Source organism: Bacillus sp. JJ1609, from assembly GCF_036967045.1.
GTDB lineage: Bacteria > Bacillota > Bacilli > Bacillales > Cytobacillaceae > Mesobacillus.
Window position 1 is genome coordinate 41,520 of sequence record NZ_JBALSS010000004.1, and the last position, 15,691, is coordinate 57,210.

At 43.5% G+C, this 15,691-nt stretch carries 16 protein-coding genes; all 16 read right to left on the reverse strand.

From position 1 onward, the window contains the following. Nucleotides 1–103: 103 nt before the first annotated feature. On the reverse strand, nucleotides 104–772 hold the full coding sequence (locus V7654_RS02625) for a hypothetical protein (protein WP_335428255.1): 669 nt from the start codon (nucleotides 770–772) through the stop codon (nucleotides 104–106). Beyond that, a complete protein-coding gene (locus V7654_RS02630) occupies nucleotides 769–1,164 on the reverse strand; it encodes a pilus assembly protein (protein WP_335428256.1) in 396 nt (131 codons plus the stop codon). Before V7654_RS02630 ends, V7654_RS02625 begins: the two co-directional genes overlap by 4 nt. 58 nt (nucleotides 1,165–1,222) lie before the next feature. Further along, complete coding sequence (locus V7654_RS02635) at nucleotides 1,223–1,672, reverse strand: hypothetical protein (protein ID WP_335428257.1); 450 nt, start codon at nucleotides 1,670–1,672, stop codon at nucleotides 1,223–1,225. 17 nt (nucleotides 1,673–1,689) lie between these two features. Beyond that, the gene (locus tag V7654_RS02640; protein ID WP_335428259.1) at nucleotides 1,690–2,361 is read right to left on the reverse strand and encodes a hypothetical protein; all 672 of its coding nucleotides are present in this window, start codon (nucleotides 2,359–2,361) and stop codon (nucleotides 1,690–1,692) included. Between the two features lie 10 nt (nucleotides 2,362–2,371). Continuing rightward, on the reverse strand, nucleotides 2,372–2,734 hold the full coding sequence (locus V7654_RS02645; protein ID WP_335428260.1) for a hypothetical protein: 363 nt from the start codon (nucleotides 2,732–2,734) through the stop codon (nucleotides 2,372–2,374). 18 nt (nucleotides 2,735–2,752) lie between these two features. Further along, nucleotides 2,753–3,310 carry a hypothetical protein gene (locus V7654_RS02650; protein WP_335428262.1) on the reverse strand — a complete coding sequence of 186 codons (558 nt, stop codon included), beginning with the start codon at nucleotides 3,308–3,310 and terminating at the stop codon, nucleotides 2,753–2,755. A 12-nt stretch (nucleotides 3,311–3,322) separates the two neighbouring features. After that, nucleotides 3,323–4,867, reverse strand: coding sequence for a hypothetical protein (locus V7654_RS02655; RefSeq protein ID WP_335428263.1), 1,545 nt, complete (start codon nucleotides 4,865–4,867; stop codon nucleotides 3,323–3,325). A gap of 4 nt (nucleotides 4,868–4,871) precedes the next feature. Continuing rightward, a complete protein-coding gene (locus V7654_RS02660; RefSeq protein ID WP_335428264.1) occupies nucleotides 4,872–6,266 on the reverse strand; it encodes a vWA domain-containing protein in 1,395 nt (464 codons plus the stop codon). A 56-nt stretch (nucleotides 6,267–6,322) separates the two neighbouring features. After that, nucleotides 6,323–6,529 (reverse strand): hypothetical protein, encoded by a 207-nt coding sequence (locus tag V7654_RS02665; RefSeq protein ID WP_335428265.1) that lies wholly within the window; start codon nucleotides 6,527–6,529, stop codon nucleotides 6,323–6,325. 42 nt (nucleotides 6,530–6,571) lie between these two features. Continuing rightward, the gene (locus V7654_RS02670) at nucleotides 6,572–7,504 is read right to left on the reverse strand and encodes a type II secretion system F family protein (RefSeq protein WP_335428266.1); all 933 of its coding nucleotides are present in this window, start codon (nucleotides 7,502–7,504) and stop codon (nucleotides 6,572–6,574) included. A 4-nt stretch (nucleotides 7,505–7,508) separates the two neighbouring features. Further along, a complete protein-coding gene (locus V7654_RS02675; protein ID WP_335428267.1) occupies nucleotides 7,509–8,435 on the reverse strand; it encodes a type II secretion system F family protein in 927 nt (308 codons plus the stop codon). Beyond that, nucleotides 8,432–9,784, reverse strand: a complete 1,353-nt coding sequence (locus V7654_RS02680) for a CpaF family protein (protein WP_335428269.1) — start codon at nucleotides 9,782–9,784, stop codon at nucleotides 8,432–8,434. The genes V7654_RS02675 and V7654_RS02680 overlap by 4 nt, the downstream gene beginning before the upstream one ends. A 12-nt stretch (nucleotides 9,785–9,796) precedes the next feature. Continuing rightward, on the reverse strand, nucleotides 9,797–10,948 hold the full coding sequence (locus tag V7654_RS02685) for an AAA family ATPase (RefSeq protein ID WP_335428271.1): 1,152 nt from the start codon (nucleotides 10,946–10,948) through the stop codon (nucleotides 9,797–9,799). 140 nt (nucleotides 10,949–11,088) lie between these two features. Further along, on the reverse strand, nucleotides 11,089–11,907 hold the full coding sequence (locus V7654_RS02690; RefSeq protein ID WP_335428272.1) for an SAF domain-containing protein: 819 nt from the start codon (nucleotides 11,905–11,907) through the stop codon (nucleotides 11,089–11,091). 572 nt (nucleotides 11,908–12,479) lie between these two features. Then, nucleotides 12,480–14,486, reverse strand: coding sequence for a penicillin-binding transpeptidase domain-containing protein (locus V7654_RS02695; RefSeq protein ID WP_335428274.1), 2,007 nt, complete (start codon nucleotides 14,484–14,486; stop codon nucleotides 12,480–12,482). Between the two features lie 171 nt (nucleotides 14,487–14,657). Next, a complete protein-coding gene (locus V7654_RS02700; protein WP_335428275.1) occupies nucleotides 14,658–15,533 on the reverse strand; it encodes a M23 family metallopeptidase in 876 nt (291 codons plus the stop codon). Nucleotides 15,534–15,691: the final 158 nt, after the last annotated feature.

The following is a 15,691-nucleotide window of genomic DNA, read 5'->3' on the forward strand; positions in this document are numbered from 1 at the left end:
CTTACTACGCACAGCCTTTCCCGCCCTCGTGTTCCCGATCCAGTCAACAAAGACACTCGTAAAAAAATAGAATAATCCCTCTCGATTACCGAAAGAGATTTTACTAAGGAAAAATCGGCAGTCCGCCCGAATAGACAGATTCTAAATATGATAGAGACGGACCATAGCCACGTTGTGGAATCTTCGCTAAAAAGTTCTGAATGTATTTGTTATCGGAGATAGATTGAAATGTTGCTGTTGATTTCACTTCAAGGCGCCAGTCGTCTTCGTCAAAAAGGATTTCGGTATCTTCCATGTTTGCCTGATTGGCATCAATGATATCCTGAATGTCCGCCGTTGCTACAGCGTAGAGATCACTGCTGTCGTTGCCCAGACGGTTCCGGAACGCGATTTTTAATAACGGGTGCTTATCAAGCTGTTCAGGAAGCACCTCGTTTGAAGCCTTGATAAACGCATCTGCTTCTGATGCACCACCGGACAAGTAGTCGGACTCTTTTTCCGTTATCAGGACTTCGATGCTTTTACCTTCGTTGAGAACGCGTTGGGCAACGGATCCCGGACCACTGTCGAAATCCTTAACAGCTTCCTTCGTTTTTTCAATGATTGCCGCTGTCCCGGCAATCGCTGCCTGCTCTACCGAAAGGCTCGCATGTTCTTTTACAATAAAAACTTTAGCAAGGTTCAAGACAATCAGAAAAAGAATGGCTACGATCCCAAGTAACCACAGCATGAAAAAGACTGCGTTCCCTCTCTCATTGCGAAGATACTTCATGGCACCATCACCTTGCCAATCGCCTCTTGATTAAGGTCCAGCGATGCAGCACTTTTCCATGGAGATGGAACAAACACCAGCTGATGATCCGCAGACAGCTTCAGTTCAAACTTCCCCTGGCCATCGAGGAAAACCACCTGCATATTCTTGTAGCTGATCACCGAGCTGGTCCCGATTGTTTGGATTGCCACTTGTTCCGCTTCATTGATATCATTGGTTGCCGCAAACGTTTTAGCCGCATTATTGACCGCCGTTTTTGCCGTAAAAACTGCATATCCGGAGGCCACCACCTGCCAGAGAAGCAGGAAGAACATAAAGAAGAACGGCAGGATACCTAAAAATTCAAAGGTAATCGCGCCTCTTTCATTATTGAGTTTGTTTTTTCCTGACATTTGAGCCACCCCGGATTGATTAAAATACGGTAGCCTTTAAATTTGTTATATTCCTACCTTAGGCTACCTGTTTCATTCTATTAAGTTTATATTGCAGGTACCAGATATGAAAAAATAACAAAGGCACTGGTTTAATGAAATCTTCATTCAGGTGATCGTTCAGCATTTCCCTTATTCTGAATACGGTATACATGATGATGCCAAGTCCATAAAAGGTAACGATGTAGTCAATGCTGTTCTTTATTTGCAATCCCATGTCCGTATAAATGATTGGTCCTATTATCGTTCCAAAAAAGAAAAAGACATAAAGCCATAATACGATTTTAATGGCTCTGAATGGAACTTCATTTTTCACGTCGAGGCTTTCAAAAAAAGAACGCTGTTTTAAAAGCCAATAAGGAATATAAATCCCGAATGTAATGTTGCTTAGAATGACCATTAATGCAACATTCCGGTGCTTAACATTCTCACTAAGTTCCGGTACAACAAAACCACTACGAGTTTCCATGGTGGAACCTCCCTTTGTTATAAATACCCTTCTCTATCAGCTTGAAGTCCTGGATGAAACATCCTGACCAGCACAATATAAAATAGAGGAAAAATAATTAAGTTAATTAGAATTCTTATAATGATATAAGTCAGGATATTCGATTCAAAATACGAAACAATGTTTGTGAACAAATACCAAAACAAAATATTAACCGAAAGAGTAAATAATAAATAAGCCGTCATTTCCAGATACTTTTCCCGAAGAACCATCATTGTTTTCCTTATGATTTGACCAAGTGATTCCTCGCTTTCTAAAAAAAGCGGTATGAGAAACAAGACCCCGAGCGAAAGGATGGTAGGAATCAACAGGAGGAAGGATCCAAACAGCCCGATAAGGAATAACACCGGTGCCATGATGAATAGTACCCCGAAATTTTTTACAAAAAGGAGGGCATTCTCCTTTAAATCAATCTCCTCATCGTTAAAATCGGATAGAGCTACTTTTATATAAGGAGGGGCCACTACTGTAAAAAGTAAAATATACAAAAAAAGCGATATGATATTAAGATACTTCATAGCTTCGATCTCTTCCAGATAAAGCATCCAGCCATACACTATAAACTGGGCCGGTAAAAGGAGGACTAGAGATATTAACATGATCTTTAATAAATTTCGATTATAAACGGACAAGCTTTCTTTTATAAACATATTAACCCCCTCATTTTTGCAAAGAAGGTATTACTTTGACGGAAATTATTGCAGCTAAAAGGCAGACGGCCGAACCAAGTATAAGACCATTGAACGTAGAATCGGCATCTATAAAAACATTAAAATCCATGAGAACAACTGCTACAAGCATATTTAGGACAGCAATGGTCACACCGGTAAAATATGCTGCTGAATAAGGAGCACCACTATTCCATTTTGCCGCAAAATATCCTGAAGGGATGTAGGTAATCAGGAATAATAAGTAGGGATAAAAGCTTAACTCACTCAATCTGCTGACACCAGAAATCAAACCAAATACAGTAGATAATAAGATTCCTATCCCAATTGCCGAAAACAATTTTTTCATGCCCATTCAATTGAACCTCCGGAGTTAAAACTTTGTAAATTTTGACGTTGAGCTTTGAGTAAAGGTTAGAATCCAGACAGAAAAAAAGAATGAAATGGCTGAAAAATACGCCTCTCGATATTCACCTAAATTCTCAGCTAATCGGCTGGAAGTTGGATAATAACCTCCACCACCCAAAATGATGACAACTACGCTTGAGCCCCAAAACAATAACTTAAATGTTTTATTCGCTTTTGGTCCATGTGTAATAGAGTCAGATATCACATCACGCTTAAAAAAGCTAACTGCTGCAATCAATATCCAGAGAATGATAAAGAACCACCTTGCTTTATTAAAAACCAATATAGACGGCGCCAGAAGGTATAAGGAAGATAGCAAGAAAGCAAAGTAAGCGGCATAACCCCTTACTTTGCTAGATCTGCTCGACTTGCCAGTCAAATCCAAGTACAAACATCCAAGGATGTATAAAACTAGCGGAACGCCGAATAACAAGGCATTGCCAAAACTAAAATCCATATAGGTGATCGGCGCAATCAAAAATACAATTGGCAGAATCATAAAAACCGAAACTTTTTCTGTCATTCAGAAGCACACCTACCCGGGTACAAGACCATCAAAAACAGACTTGAAGAATTTTTTTGTTCCATCTTTAAACTTCTTACCTTTAGGACTAGCAAGGAATGCTGAGATTACGATTCCTGCTCCTGCACCTACCACTGTGCCAAGCCCTGGAACAACCGAACCGAGCAATGCCCCCGAAGCAGCTCCAGCCGCCCATCCTGCTCCTGCACTGATTGCTGTGGTTCCTAAACCAAACGTAACATCAGTCGTTAACGCAGCCGCAAAATCCGTGGTGCCTAGATTCCCTTTTTCTGTTCCAAGTGTATAATCGTAAATTGTTCCTCCTGTTGATAATACGATATTGCCTAAGCCATTCCCTTTAATCCAATTTTTCGGACTCCAGAAATTCTTACTGGCAAAAGACCAGTTATCAACCAAATCGGCTTTCATTACAGACTTTATATTAAAATCTGACATGAACTCTTTTACTTTAGCAGGAGCTATTTTTTTAGTTGATCTTAAGACACTGTCAACCATATTGCGAGGCGTCTTAAGTACCGTATCGCTACTATTAAAACTTTCTAGATATTGATAATATCTTTTTTCTAAATTTTGATTAAGCCATTTTTGAATCTTTGTTGAACCTGCTTTAACCTTCTGTTTCCCTTGAATCCTGTAATTATCGATCGTTCTGGTGGTAGTTCCATCAGGATTTTGGATTGTTTTATACTCCGGTGTGAATTTAAAACCGAGACCCACAGCTATTGCTCCATCAAGAGCTTCAGGGATAGACTTCACTACATCCAAAGCATCAAAGCTCTTTTCTACAACCTTATCAATGAGCCGAGGTTTCGATGAATTCCCAGAAGAACCATCGCTTCCAACCGGAATTTCACCACCGTTAGAATTATTCTTCCCATTCGGGCCTTCCCCGCCAGTCGGATTCTCTCCACCGTTCGGACCTTCTCCACCATTCGGACCCTGGCCTCCCTTCGGGCCTTCACCACCAGTTGGTCCCTGACCTCCATTAGGACCTTGACCTCCGTTCGGACCCTGGCCTCCGTTCGGGCCTTGGCCTCCTGTCGGACCTTGACCTCCATTCGGGCCCTGGCCTCCATTCGGGCCTTGGCCTCCTGTCGGACCATTGCCGCCATTCACAGCCTGGCCTCCGTTCGGACCTTGCCCTCCCTGAAGTGGACTTCCGCCTTCAATCCCGATGAACTCCCAATAAAAGGAGCCTGGAGGCGGTGGGGGAACATTCGGAATGATGAATAGACCTAAGGCATTTGGAGATTGCGGGATAATCGGTGTCCCGGACGCCCCGCCAACTTCTCCAGGCTTTGCCGCATCCCCTGGCTTAACTGCTTCTCCTGGTTGGTATACTTTGCCCGGGATGATAAATTGCCCGCCGTCGATCGGCTTTCCTGGCTTGTATGTTTGGCCCGGCTTAATTGCTTCACCGGGAGTGATAAAGGTTCCTGCCATCGCCATGTAAGGCATGACATTCCAGAATAGCAGGACGGCAATCATCGATATGGCAAAGATTCGATTAAATGTCCTTTCACGCAATTCGTTCACCCCGCTATTGGGAATTTTGCTGGTACTTATCTTCCAGTGACTTGATTGCTTCTGTATAATTCTTTTCGTTTAAGGCATGAAGTTCTTCCTTAAATTTTTTTATCTCTGAATCAATCCAATCGTGGTACGCACGATTTTTTTCTTCAATTCGAACACGGGTTTCTGCTGTGATCATTTCATTCTGCCAAAGAATAAAGGCAACATGATTAATTCTATCCTTCTCATCCTGGCTTTTCACTTCTTCACGAGTAACATAAACAAAAATATCCAGATAATTTCTTGTTTTTTTGTAGCTGAGGTTTTGCATCCCCTGCTCTTTCCACTTTGCCCATGTTTCAGCAAGCAGATTAATCTGGGACAATTCATCACTCAATTCTGTTTCATCAGAAACGCTTGAATAAATTCCTTCTGTTGCTTTTGCAATTTCCTTCAGCTGCTTCTGGCCCTCATTATCAATATCAAAGCCGATAACATTGATGATTGGCTTTAAATTTGAGCTAAAAAGGCTTTTGGCAGCTTCAACCGGATTATCCTCACATGTAGAAACCCCGTCACTGACCAGGTAAACAATATTGGTATTCTTCTCACCATCAAACTGGCTCAAATCCTTCTTAGCTTCATTCAACGCAAGGCCAATCGGCGTCCAGCCAGTAGGCTGAACCTTATCGAGTGACGCCTGTAATTTACCAGAATCATAGTTTGATATGGGATACATGATTTCACTGCTGCTGCAGGAAAGCTGTTTATCAGAATCGGCATTGCTGCCTTTATGTCCATAAACCCGAATGCCAACCTTAGCATCCTTTGGAAGTTGCTGAACAAATTTATTAATCGCATCCTTAGCTGCATTCATTTTCACTTTGCCATTGACTTCCTGGGCCATACTTCCCGAAGCATCGAGGATGATTTCAACATTCAGGTTTTCCTTGAACTGATAACGGGAATCCTTCATTTCAGGATCGCCTATTGCTTGGAATTTCAGGCGTTTAATCGCTTCCTCTGGACCTTTATAATCCTCTTGGACCATTTTCAGGGCTTCCATATAAAATTGGTCCAGATCCTTTTCAGAAGGATTACCCGACAAATCAGGAAGTTCCTGGAATGTATCCAAAATCATCTGTTTACTTTCTTCTGTCAAATCGTAATTTAGTTCATGATATGGTCCTTGAGGCAATGCCTCGAGCTCTGAATAAGTCGTTGGTAAAGGATCGACAACCAAATCTTCCTTCGGTTCTTCTTTTTCATGATCCTCATTCGCTTTTTCATCTTTAGCTGGTTTTGTTTCTGCAGTTTTAGCTTTATCTGCAGGCTCTTTGCTTTTCTCCGCTTCCTGGCTGCAGCCTGAAACAAAAACGATAAGACCAATCAATATAACCAGGATGTGTTTGATTGCTTTCATTCTTTCCCCACCTCAAGTAATGCTGTGACTATCTGTTCGCTAAGTGTTTATTTTAATTATCCAACCATTGTAGTGATCTTTTTGATTATATTGGTGATGATTTCACCGATACCTGCTGAACTGCTGCTGACCGCCTGAGAAACAATCCCCAACACAAGGATCAATAGTGCTGCTAATCCAAGCCATTCCAATGACTGAGCTCCTCTTTCGTTTCTTACAGGCATCATCACTTTTGTCCATGCTTTGATCATTAAGTTTTTCATAGTAAAATCTCTCCTCTTGTTTATTAATAGATTGTTGGTTTCTTATTTAAATAAATCAAATAGATTTGAATTGCCGCTGAATAAGTTTATGACCATCAGTCCACCGATTAAAATAAGGGCCGATGGCATGACGATGAAGGTGGTGATTAAAGTGACCTTTGGAGAAGCTTTTGCTGCCTGCTCCTTGATCTTTTCCTTTTTGATTTTGCGCATTTCTTCGGATTGGTTCTTGAACGTCCTTGAAATCGGAACCCCGAGCCGTTCACCCTGGATCAGTGACCGGATCAGCGTCTGGAACTCCCGGCTGTCATTGCGGATGAGCAAGGTGTTATAGGCTTCTGCCCTTGGCACCCCTACATCCGTTTCCTGGATAAACCGGCCAAACTCTTCTTTAATTGGTCCTTCAAAATAAGGAACGATATCCCGAAGCGCCTGGTCGAGCCCTACCCCCGCCTGGAGCGTGACGCTCATCGTATCGAGGAAATCGGGCAGCTGGAAGCTCAGTTCTTCCTGACGCACCTTCGCCTTCCGCTTCAGCCACATGACGACCGCAAAGTATCCTGCGATCGGATAAAGAATGACGGCAATCTGGGACATCGGCAGCTGCAGAACGAGGGCAATGCCGCCGATGATCAATCCAACGACCATCATGAACATTTTTAATCCCTGAAAGCGCTCGACCGTTAAGCCATACGGATAACCTGCGTGCATGAGCAGCTTCCTGACCTCATGATCCTCACTGAAAAAGTTGACCCTTTGGCCAATGGATGAGAAATCATCCGCATACTCGAACACTTTCGTTAAAAACTTTTCTTTTCTGGTAATCTTTCTTTCAAACGCATCGTAGATGAACGTTTTTTCATGAATCTTCTTCTTGAGCTCTTCTTTAGATAAGAGATAGTTATAATAGCTTCTTAAGGAAATCGCCAAAAACGCCAGTGACAGGCAAATAACAATGATAATTAATCCATCCATGTGATTACACCCTTATGTTGGTTACCTTTCTGACAAGGATAAACGTGAGAACGGTACCGCCTAAGAAAAATAAAAGCAGGATGATGCCAATCCCTGAAAACAATGGGTCAATGAAGCCATCAATGACATTGTTCATCATCAACACAAGGAAAATCGGCAGGACAGGAACCATATAGGCGACATACCGCTGTTCCGCCGTCATCGTCTTGATTTCCTGCAGCAGAATTTTTCGATCTTCGAGCGTCTGGCCCATTTCATCCAGAACGGAGTAAAGATTTCCCCCCGCCTTTTTCTGGATTAACAATGTTGCGACGAACAGCTGAAATTCCCGGCTTTCAATTCGTTTTTCCATCGCTTTTAACGCGGCGTTGAAATCGATTCCCAGGGAAATTTCCTGTGCAAGCCTTCTGAACTCTCCCTTTGCAGGCTCGGCTGCCTCCTGGGCGACCATATTGATTCCCTGCGTCAGGGTCATCCCTGAACGCGTGGCATTTGCCAGCGTGCGGCATATTTCCGGAAGCTGTTCCACCAAACGCTGTTTCATCTTGTTTTTTCTCAGTAAAAATAAAAGCCGTTTCCCGCCTTCAAGCACTATAGCAGCGGCAACCAGGTTCGTCGGGAACTGAATGCTGAAGAAGTTCTGTAAAACAATGACCAGACCCATAAAAACGACAATCTGAGCACCAATGTATTCTGATGGCGTCAACGGGATGTTTGCTGCCCTTAATTTTTCATAAAGAGGCTGGGCACCTTCTGTCCTGTCGTATCGGTCTCCCAAAACGACGAGTACGCTCTTCCGCTTTTCGCCATCAAGATAAAAATCATTCGCCCTCTTCTTCCATTCGCGTTTTTCCTTCCGGTAGTCAAGGATGTAATAAATCGCGATGATGAAGGCCAAAGCAGCCAGGGTCGAAACGATAAATTCCGTCATTGTTTCACCTCCTCATATACAGGGGTAAAGGCTGATTCAGGAATGTTGATTCCGAAAACCTTCAGCCTGCTTAAGCATTCTGGGACATAACCTGTAGGCGTGAAGTGGCCGATTATTTCCCCATCAGGTCCGATTCCAGTCCGTTTGAAATGGAAGATTTCCCTTACTTCATGGGAGCCATCTTTGTTTGTCACGACCTCGGATATGGAGACGATTTTACGTGAACCATCCGTCAGCCTCGTCGCCTGGACAATGATATCAAGGGCACCAACGATATATTCACGGACAATATGGCTCGGCAAGTCCATTCCGGCCATGACGACCATCGCCTCGACCCTGCGCAAAGCGTCATCAGGTGAGTTGGCGTGTACGGTTGTCAGCGAGCCTTCGTGACCTGTATTCATCGCCTGGAGCATGTCAAACGCTTCCCCGCTTCGGACCTCACCGACGATGATCCTGTCCGGCCTCATCCTTAGCGAGTTTTTAACAAGCTGACGGATTGTGACTTCACCGCTGCCTTCGACGTTCGCCGGTCGGGCTTCCATGCCGACGACGTTTGGCCGGTTCAAGCGCAATTCCGCTGAGTCCTCGATTGTAATAACGCGCTCCCCAAACGGTATTGAAGCGGCAAGCACGTTCAATATCGACGTTTTTCCGCTGCCAGTACCACCGGAAATCAAGGTATTCATTTTTGCCTTGACGATGCCATCAAGGAATTCTGACATCGCAGAATTCAAGGTATGGAAGTTTAATAGGTCCTCCATCTTGAAAGGTTCTTTCCTGAACTTACGGATCGAGACAAGTGTGCCATTCAAGCTGATTGGTGAAATAACTGCATTCACACGGCTTCCATCCGGAAGTCTCGCATCAACCATTGGCGAACTCTCATCAATCCTTCTGCCGATTGGCGCAACGATCCGGTCGACGATATGCCTGACATGGTCATCATCGCGGAACTTCACATCCGAAAGCTCGAGCTTACCAAGACGTTCTACATAGACCTCTTCACAGCCATTGATCAGCACTTCCGTAATCGACGGGTCATTGATCAGCGGCTCGAGTGGACCGAAGCCGACTGATTCATCGAGAATCCTTGTGATCAGGATCTCTTTGTCATGCCTAGAAATAATCACTTTTTCCTCGGACATGAACTGGGAGACAAGCTGTTCAATTCTCAGCCTCATTTCACCCTGTGTCAGCTTTGTCAGAACCTCAAGATTCGTGTCTCTTAAGAGCCTTGCTTTGTAATGTTCAACTAGTTCATCCACAAGATGGTTTTCATATTGATAGGATTGAAGTTTCGCAGAGACAACGACCTTTTCTTTTCGTTTATCAAATAATGATGCCATTCATGAATCCCCCTATTTCAATACAGAAACCGCCCATTTTCTTACGTCCTTAGCAAAAGGGATCATCCGTTTTTCTTTTGCGATTTTTCTTACCGGCTCACCTTTATTGATAAAAGGCTGCAGCCCTTTGATATCATGTCTTACTGTTGCGGCCACCGGGAAGCGCAGGAACGTTTTCAGGTCCTTTTCCTGCACCTCGTTTTCCTTGGCCAGTTTGTTGAGGACAATAGCGGTCCTTGATGGAAGCTCCATCCCCAGCCTTATAGCCAGCTCCTCAAACTGCTTCAGCACTTTTAGCGCAGGTGTGTCTGGAGTGAGGACATAATAGATTTGGTCTGATTCCTCGAGGGCGGTGACAACATTGCTATTGATATAAGCAGGAAGGTCGACGATGACGAAATCAAAGCTTCTCCTGCAAGTCCTCAGCAATTTAGCGACGAATTCCTCGGTAATCGTTTCGGCTGTTTCCGCATCACACGGGCTGATCAGCACTTCAAGCTTTGAAGAATCAAGCTTCTGCGATACATTGCGGATATGGCTCTCATTCAGCTCATTGATAACCGGAGTCAGATCGGCAATCGAACGGTTTGACTGGATGGATAAGAGCGTTTCAATCCCGCCAAACTGAAGGTTTAAATCGATTAAAATAACCTCCGCGGTCGACTCGAGCTTGATTGTCTGCGCAAGTGCTGCTGCAAGATTTGATTTCCCGCTTCCACCATTGCCGCTGAAAACCGTAATGATTTTTCCGCGTCCGCCTGTAAAAGAAGAGAATGATGTATCCTGCTTCAGCTTTTGCAGCTCATAATTCTGGAAAATCGACGGGAACCTGCTGATAAACAACCCGTGCTCCTCAGGGTAAACAAAAAATTCAGTAGCCCCTGCCTTCGTGATATTCCGCAGCTGTGAGAAATCCGAATTCTTCGCGATAAAAATAACGAGTGTTGACGGACTTACTGACTTGATATACTGAATACTTTCAACTTCAATGTCGCCATCCGCCTGGACAAAAATGACGATATCCTGGACATCGCGGTTAATCTCCCGGACAACATCCCCGGGACCGATCAGCTGGATTGGATAACTCCCAGAAATGCCATTTAAAATTTGGTTATGAATGACCTCATCATCACTGACTAATAAAATCTTAAGTTTCGTTTCCATCGGTTCCCCTCATACCATCTTTTTTATTTAGTTACTGCCCGCTTTATAGCGACAGAAGGATTATTTGATTTTGATGCTTACTTGATTTAAGCGAGCGATCAAAGTTTTATGGTTTGAAACGTGCTATCTATCCATGTGCTTTATGGTGTACCACTTTGCTTTGTATCTGTTTGTTTTGTATCTGCCGGTTTTGTATCTGTTGATTTGGTGGTGTCTGTCTTTTTTGGAGTGGTTGTTGCTGGCTGCTGCGCCTTTGGCTGATGCGTGCCAGTTGGCTGCGTCTTCTGTTCAGCACCTTCTTTAGTTGTATCAGTTTCTGCGGGGGCTGCCGTATTCATGGTATCGCCTTTGCCGACGTTTGCTTTCAGTACACGGACCTTGTCTGCGTAGTTCTGGATATGTATAAGTTTCGGCGCGTCTTCCATGCTTACTTCAAGCGCAACTCCTGAAAAATTCTTGCCTTCTCCATCTGCGTATGCAACTGGAACGTCCCTCATAAAGATTTCCGTCTTTTGCTTTCCGTTATCATCGGTAGAAACGATAATGTCGACACGGTCGAGTGCTTCAATCACCTGGTCGAATTGAACTTTTTCGGAAGGATACATGGAGACGAGGCGGTTATTTTCATTTCTAAGATTCGAGAATGGCTTCAGCATGTTTTCGGTTATGATATGTCCCTTGGAAACCGGAACGACTAATACTGTGTTGACTAATTCGTCTTTTTTCACGACATGGGAATCCTTTACATAAAACTTATTTGGGATTTCCATCGTCGTTACCTGATTTTCCTGGATCAGCGTCCTGGCTGGAATGTCGCTTTTAGCAACATATATTTTTGTCATGCCCCCCAATTCTGAGTTCAAGTCCTTTACTTTTTGATACACAAGGTATCCTGCCACTGAAGCTAAAAGAAAGGCAAGTAGCAAAAAGATGGTCGCTCTCCTTTTTGACTCTAACATCCTGCATTGACTCCCCTTAATGGTTATTTTTTATTTTTTATGAAAGAATTGGAAATATTCATTTTCAAATTCCCAGTTTACTAAGTTAATAAACCTAAATAATTTATTTTTCTCCTCTTTATTTACTATCACCCGTTCACATTTTAGTCAAATTTTTACCAAAATAAGGAATAGTTCATTTTAACTAATTTAATTGTAATTTTTGTTGAATATATCTTTAGTTCGAACTATTTTTTCACAATTATGGGTCGTTTCTCCTTCTGTGAAAACGGATTAATAATTTTCTTTTAGAAATGTCGTTTCAACTTTTAGGTACATTTACTCATTTTTCCAAAATGTTGCTTTATAGGACTGAACCCCCAATTTCTCCATTCGACCCCCATAAAAAATCTTTCTCATCGTATTTGGGCAAGCTAGCTCGAACTTAAACGGGTCCGGAGACACATTTTGAACAGGAAAAGGTTATGAATCTTAAATTCTAATGTAACGATGAAGGGAAATATTCAGCCTAATTGGCGGTTATTTCTGAACACACAAAAAAGGTCCAGCCCTATCGGCTGAACCTTAAATAATCATAATCCACTTTGCTGTCTTAGCTTATAAAATTCTTTTACCCTTGTAACGACATCTTTGGAACCTGAGTTCTCAATCATCATAGATACAATCATGTCTGCAGATTGAGGGTTATAGGCGACGAACCATCCGAGTTCTTTGCCTTTCTCACCTTGTTTCTGTTTGATCTCTGCTGTACCTGTCTTTCCGGCAAGCGGATAGTTGGCCATCATTGCACTATGTGCGGTACCCCTTGGATCCGTGACGACCTTGGTCAGCATCTTATTGAGTGTTGCTGAGTTTTCTGGGCTGATTACGTTTCCCTTCCAAACCTGTCCCTGCTGGTCTTCCATTCCCAGAATGGGCTTAATCAAATTACCCTTGTTCATCAAAGGCGAATAGGCTGCAGCCAGATGAAGCACATTCATCTCGACCTGGCCCTGCCCATAGGCTGAATCGGCTAGACTGATTTCACTTTCCATTTTTCCAATTTGAGATTGCTCCATTGGATATAAATATTCCGGCTGGTCCTCAAAGCCAAACTTCTTCAGGCCCTCCGCAAAGGTATCAGCACCTATCTTCTCAATGACGGCCCTGGCAAAATAAATGTTATCAGAGTATATAAGCGCTTTTTCCAGATCAATTGTTCCTTTGATGTCTGAATACCTGGTGACCTTGTAATTGCCCCATGATGCGTCCTTCTGCCACTGCTTTGTGGTAATCTCATATGCGGTTTCTGGCGTAAGCTTGCCGCTTTCAAGTCCGATCGCAGCCGTAACCGTCTTGATGACGGAGCCCGGTGCATACGTAAGCTTGAATCTATTAAGGAAAGGCTGCAGCGGATCTTTCTCTAGCAATTTGCTCTTATTCTGAGAGATTCCAAGCGTCATTTCGTTTGGATCGAATCCTGGTGAGCTGACAAGAGCGAGCGTTTCACCTGTCGTCGGATTGAGTGCAGCTGATGTGCCAGCCTTTCCTTTAAGCTGATCATATAATTGCTGCTGCATGACCACGTCAATTGTCAGCTGGACATCCTTTCCGTGTACGACCGGCTTTTCAGCCAGCACCTTCTCAGATCCTTTTTCTTTTTTAATCGAAATTTTGATTCCGTTTGTTCCTTTTAACTGGTCTTCAAGCACCTGTTCCAGGCCGCGGCGGCCGATGAAGTCCGTGCTTGAATAGCCCTTACCCTCAAGTTTTTCAAGATCATCGGCGGTGACAGGACCGATGTAGCCAAGCAGGTGGGAAAGGGACTCGCCATAAGGATATTCACGCGCTCCAACTTGCTGGCTGGTAACACCGGCAAGCGCAAATACTTTCTCTTGAAGCGCTTCATCTGTCCTTGATATTTTTTTCAGGGGCACAAAATGTTCGGGCTTTACCCAGCTCGCATTCAGCGCCTTATTAATGTGCTCTTCCGACATATCAAGCAGCTTGGCAAGCTTGGTAATGATTTGGTCCTTTTGCTCGCCCATTTCGCCGGGAACCACACCAATTTGCAGTGCCGTTCCATTGATCGCTAGCCCATTCCCTTCCCGGTCAAGGATGGCGCCTCGTTCCGCCTTAACATTCTGGAAGCTGATCTTATCCCCAGACCCTAGTTCAGGGAAAATATAAGTCGTATCCCAATCTACATACCAATTTGTTTCTTTATCGCGTTCCTCTTTTACGAGAGTAGCCTCATGGTCAAACGCGATTGGTCCACCGACACTCTCCATTTTCGCCGAAAAAGGCAGGGACGTCTGGTCTTCCTTATGCTCCTGCTCCTCCTCTGGCTGCTTATAGCTGACCTTCAGCTTGTTAATCTCTAAGTCTTTATAAATTTTATTATTGCGATTGACGAACTCATCTTTCGAGATCGTTCCCTTCGCTTCCTCAGATAAATATCCATACATCTCATCAAACTTCTGATCATTCCACAGCTTCACATACTGCGAAAAACGTTCCTCCGGAGTCGGTTCCTTACTGCAGCCTGCGACGAATACTGCTAAAAATATTAATCCTATAAACAAAATCATCCTTTTCATACGTACCCCTCCTCCCGTCTGATTATACCAAAGATTTTCCAACTAACAAAAGGGACAAACAGCCCACGCTTTCACCCTTTAAAGCAGCGGGGTCAGTCCCCCCGCCGCTTTAACGCATTAACGTCCTGGGGGTGAGACCCCCAGGACGTTAATGTGTTAAAGTCTTTATTATTAAGAGTTAGTTGATTCTTCTGAGTCTGTTGAAGTGTCTTTGTCTTGGCCTGCGTCTTTGTCTTCACCGGCGTCTTTTTTGTCAGAGCTGTCATCCGCTGGTGTGCCTTCTTGATCAGCAGCACCTTCTTCAGTAGCTTCTTCTGACTTGCCTGCATCTCCATCAGTAGCAGCTTTTTCATTCGTTATTTCTGCTTCCTGCAATGAGCTAAGCGACTTGTTGAAGTACTCATGCGGATTTACAGGTACATTTTCCTTACGGATTTCAAAGTGGACGTGGTTGCCAGCCTTTTCATTGATCAGGCTTGTACCAGATTTCGCAATGACTTGTCCTTGCTCAACTTGGTCGCCAACTTTAACTTCATAGTCTTTAACTGATTGATATTGTGTTACAATACCTTTGTCATGCTCGATTACAATGACGTTTCCAAGTAAACCATCTTCCATGACTTTAGTGACAGTACCACTTAATGAAGCAACAACATCAAATTCCTTGCCATCTTTAGAAGCAATGTCTAAACCAGTGTTCGGGTGGTACGTATTGTCATAGAACACTAGAGCTGCTTCTTGCTCTTCTGCCTTGCTGTCATTATCATAGAATCCCATTTGGATGACAGCGTCGTCTTCACTCACTACTGGCATTACAAAGTTTTCCATTGCGCGGTTAACTTCAACTGCTGGCTGGTCATTAAATTTTTTGCCAGGCATATCAGTCGCTTTGTACTCGCTCTGATCTGTTCCGTTGCTACCGCTGTTTTGATACCATAGGACACCAGTTAGAATGATTGCGGCACTAGCAATATAAACTGTCGGATACACCCACCGCTTCTTGAAAAAGCTGTTCTTTTTGTCTTGAGAAGATCTTTCCTCTCTCATTTTCATCACCTCAGCAATCAGTCTGAACAGATGCGAAAAAATATATACATAGAGTTGAAAAATTTTTTACTGCTTATTTTTCGACAAAGGTGATTATTTTATGCAAAAAAGTTTTCGAGCGGGGGAAATTTTAGGTTTTGAGCTAGATCTCGTCTTGT

Coding starts and splice junctions, on each gene's coding strand:
- V7654_RS02695 (WP_335428274.1), bottom strand. CDS start 14,486: ATGAAAAGGATGATTTTGTTTATAGGATTAATATTTTTAGCAGTATTC.
- V7654_RS02625 (WP_335428255.1), bottom strand. CDS start 772: ATGAAGTATCTTCGCAATGAGAGAGGGAACGCAGTCTTTTTCATGCTG.
- V7654_RS02700 (WP_335428275.1), bottom strand. CDS start 15,533: ATGAGAGAGGAAAGATCTTCTCAAGACAAAAAGAACAGCTTTTTCAAG.
- V7654_RS02685 (WP_335428271.1), bottom strand. CDS start 10,948: ATGGAAACGAAACTTAAGATTTTATTAGTCAGTGATGATGAGGTCATT.
- V7654_RS02670 (WP_335428266.1), bottom strand. CDS start 7,504: ATGGATGGATTAATTATCATTGTTATTTGCCTGTCACTGGCGTTTTTG.
- V7654_RS02630 (WP_335428256.1), bottom strand. CDS start 1,164: ATGTCAGGAAAAAACAAACTCAATAATGAAAGAGGCGCGATTACCTTT.
- V7654_RS02690 (WP_335428272.1), bottom strand. CDS start 11,907: ATGTTAGAGTCAAAAAGGAGAGCGACCATCTTTTTGCTACTTGCCTTT.
- V7654_RS02680 (WP_335428269.1), bottom strand. CDS start 9,784: ATGGCATCATTATTTGATAAACGAAAAGAAAAGGTCGTTGTCTCTGCG.
- V7654_RS02675 (WP_335428267.1), bottom strand. CDS start 8,435: ATGACGGAATTTATCGTTTCGACCCTGGCTGCTTTGGCCTTCATCATC.
- V7654_RS02645 (WP_335428260.1), bottom strand. CDS start 2,734: ATGGGCATGAAAAAATTGTTTTCGGCAATTGGGATAGGAATCTTATTA.
- V7654_RS02665 (WP_335428265.1), bottom strand. CDS start 6,529: ATGAAAAACTTAATGATCAAAGCATGGACAAAAGTGATGATGCCTGTA.
- V7654_RS02635 (WP_335428257.1), bottom strand. CDS start 1,672: ATGGAAACTCGTAGTGGTTTTGTTGTACCGGAACTTAGTGAGAATGTT.
- V7654_RS02650 (WP_335428262.1), bottom strand. CDS start 3,310: ATGACAGAAAAAGTTTCGGTTTTTATGATTCTGCCAATTGTATTTTTG.
- V7654_RS02640 (WP_335428259.1), bottom strand. CDS start 2,361: ATGTTTATAAAAGAAAGCTTGTCCGTTTATAATCGAAATTTATTAAAG.
- V7654_RS02660 (WP_335428264.1), bottom strand. CDS start 6,266: ATGAAAGCAATCAAACACATCCTGGTTATATTGATTGGTCTTATCGTT.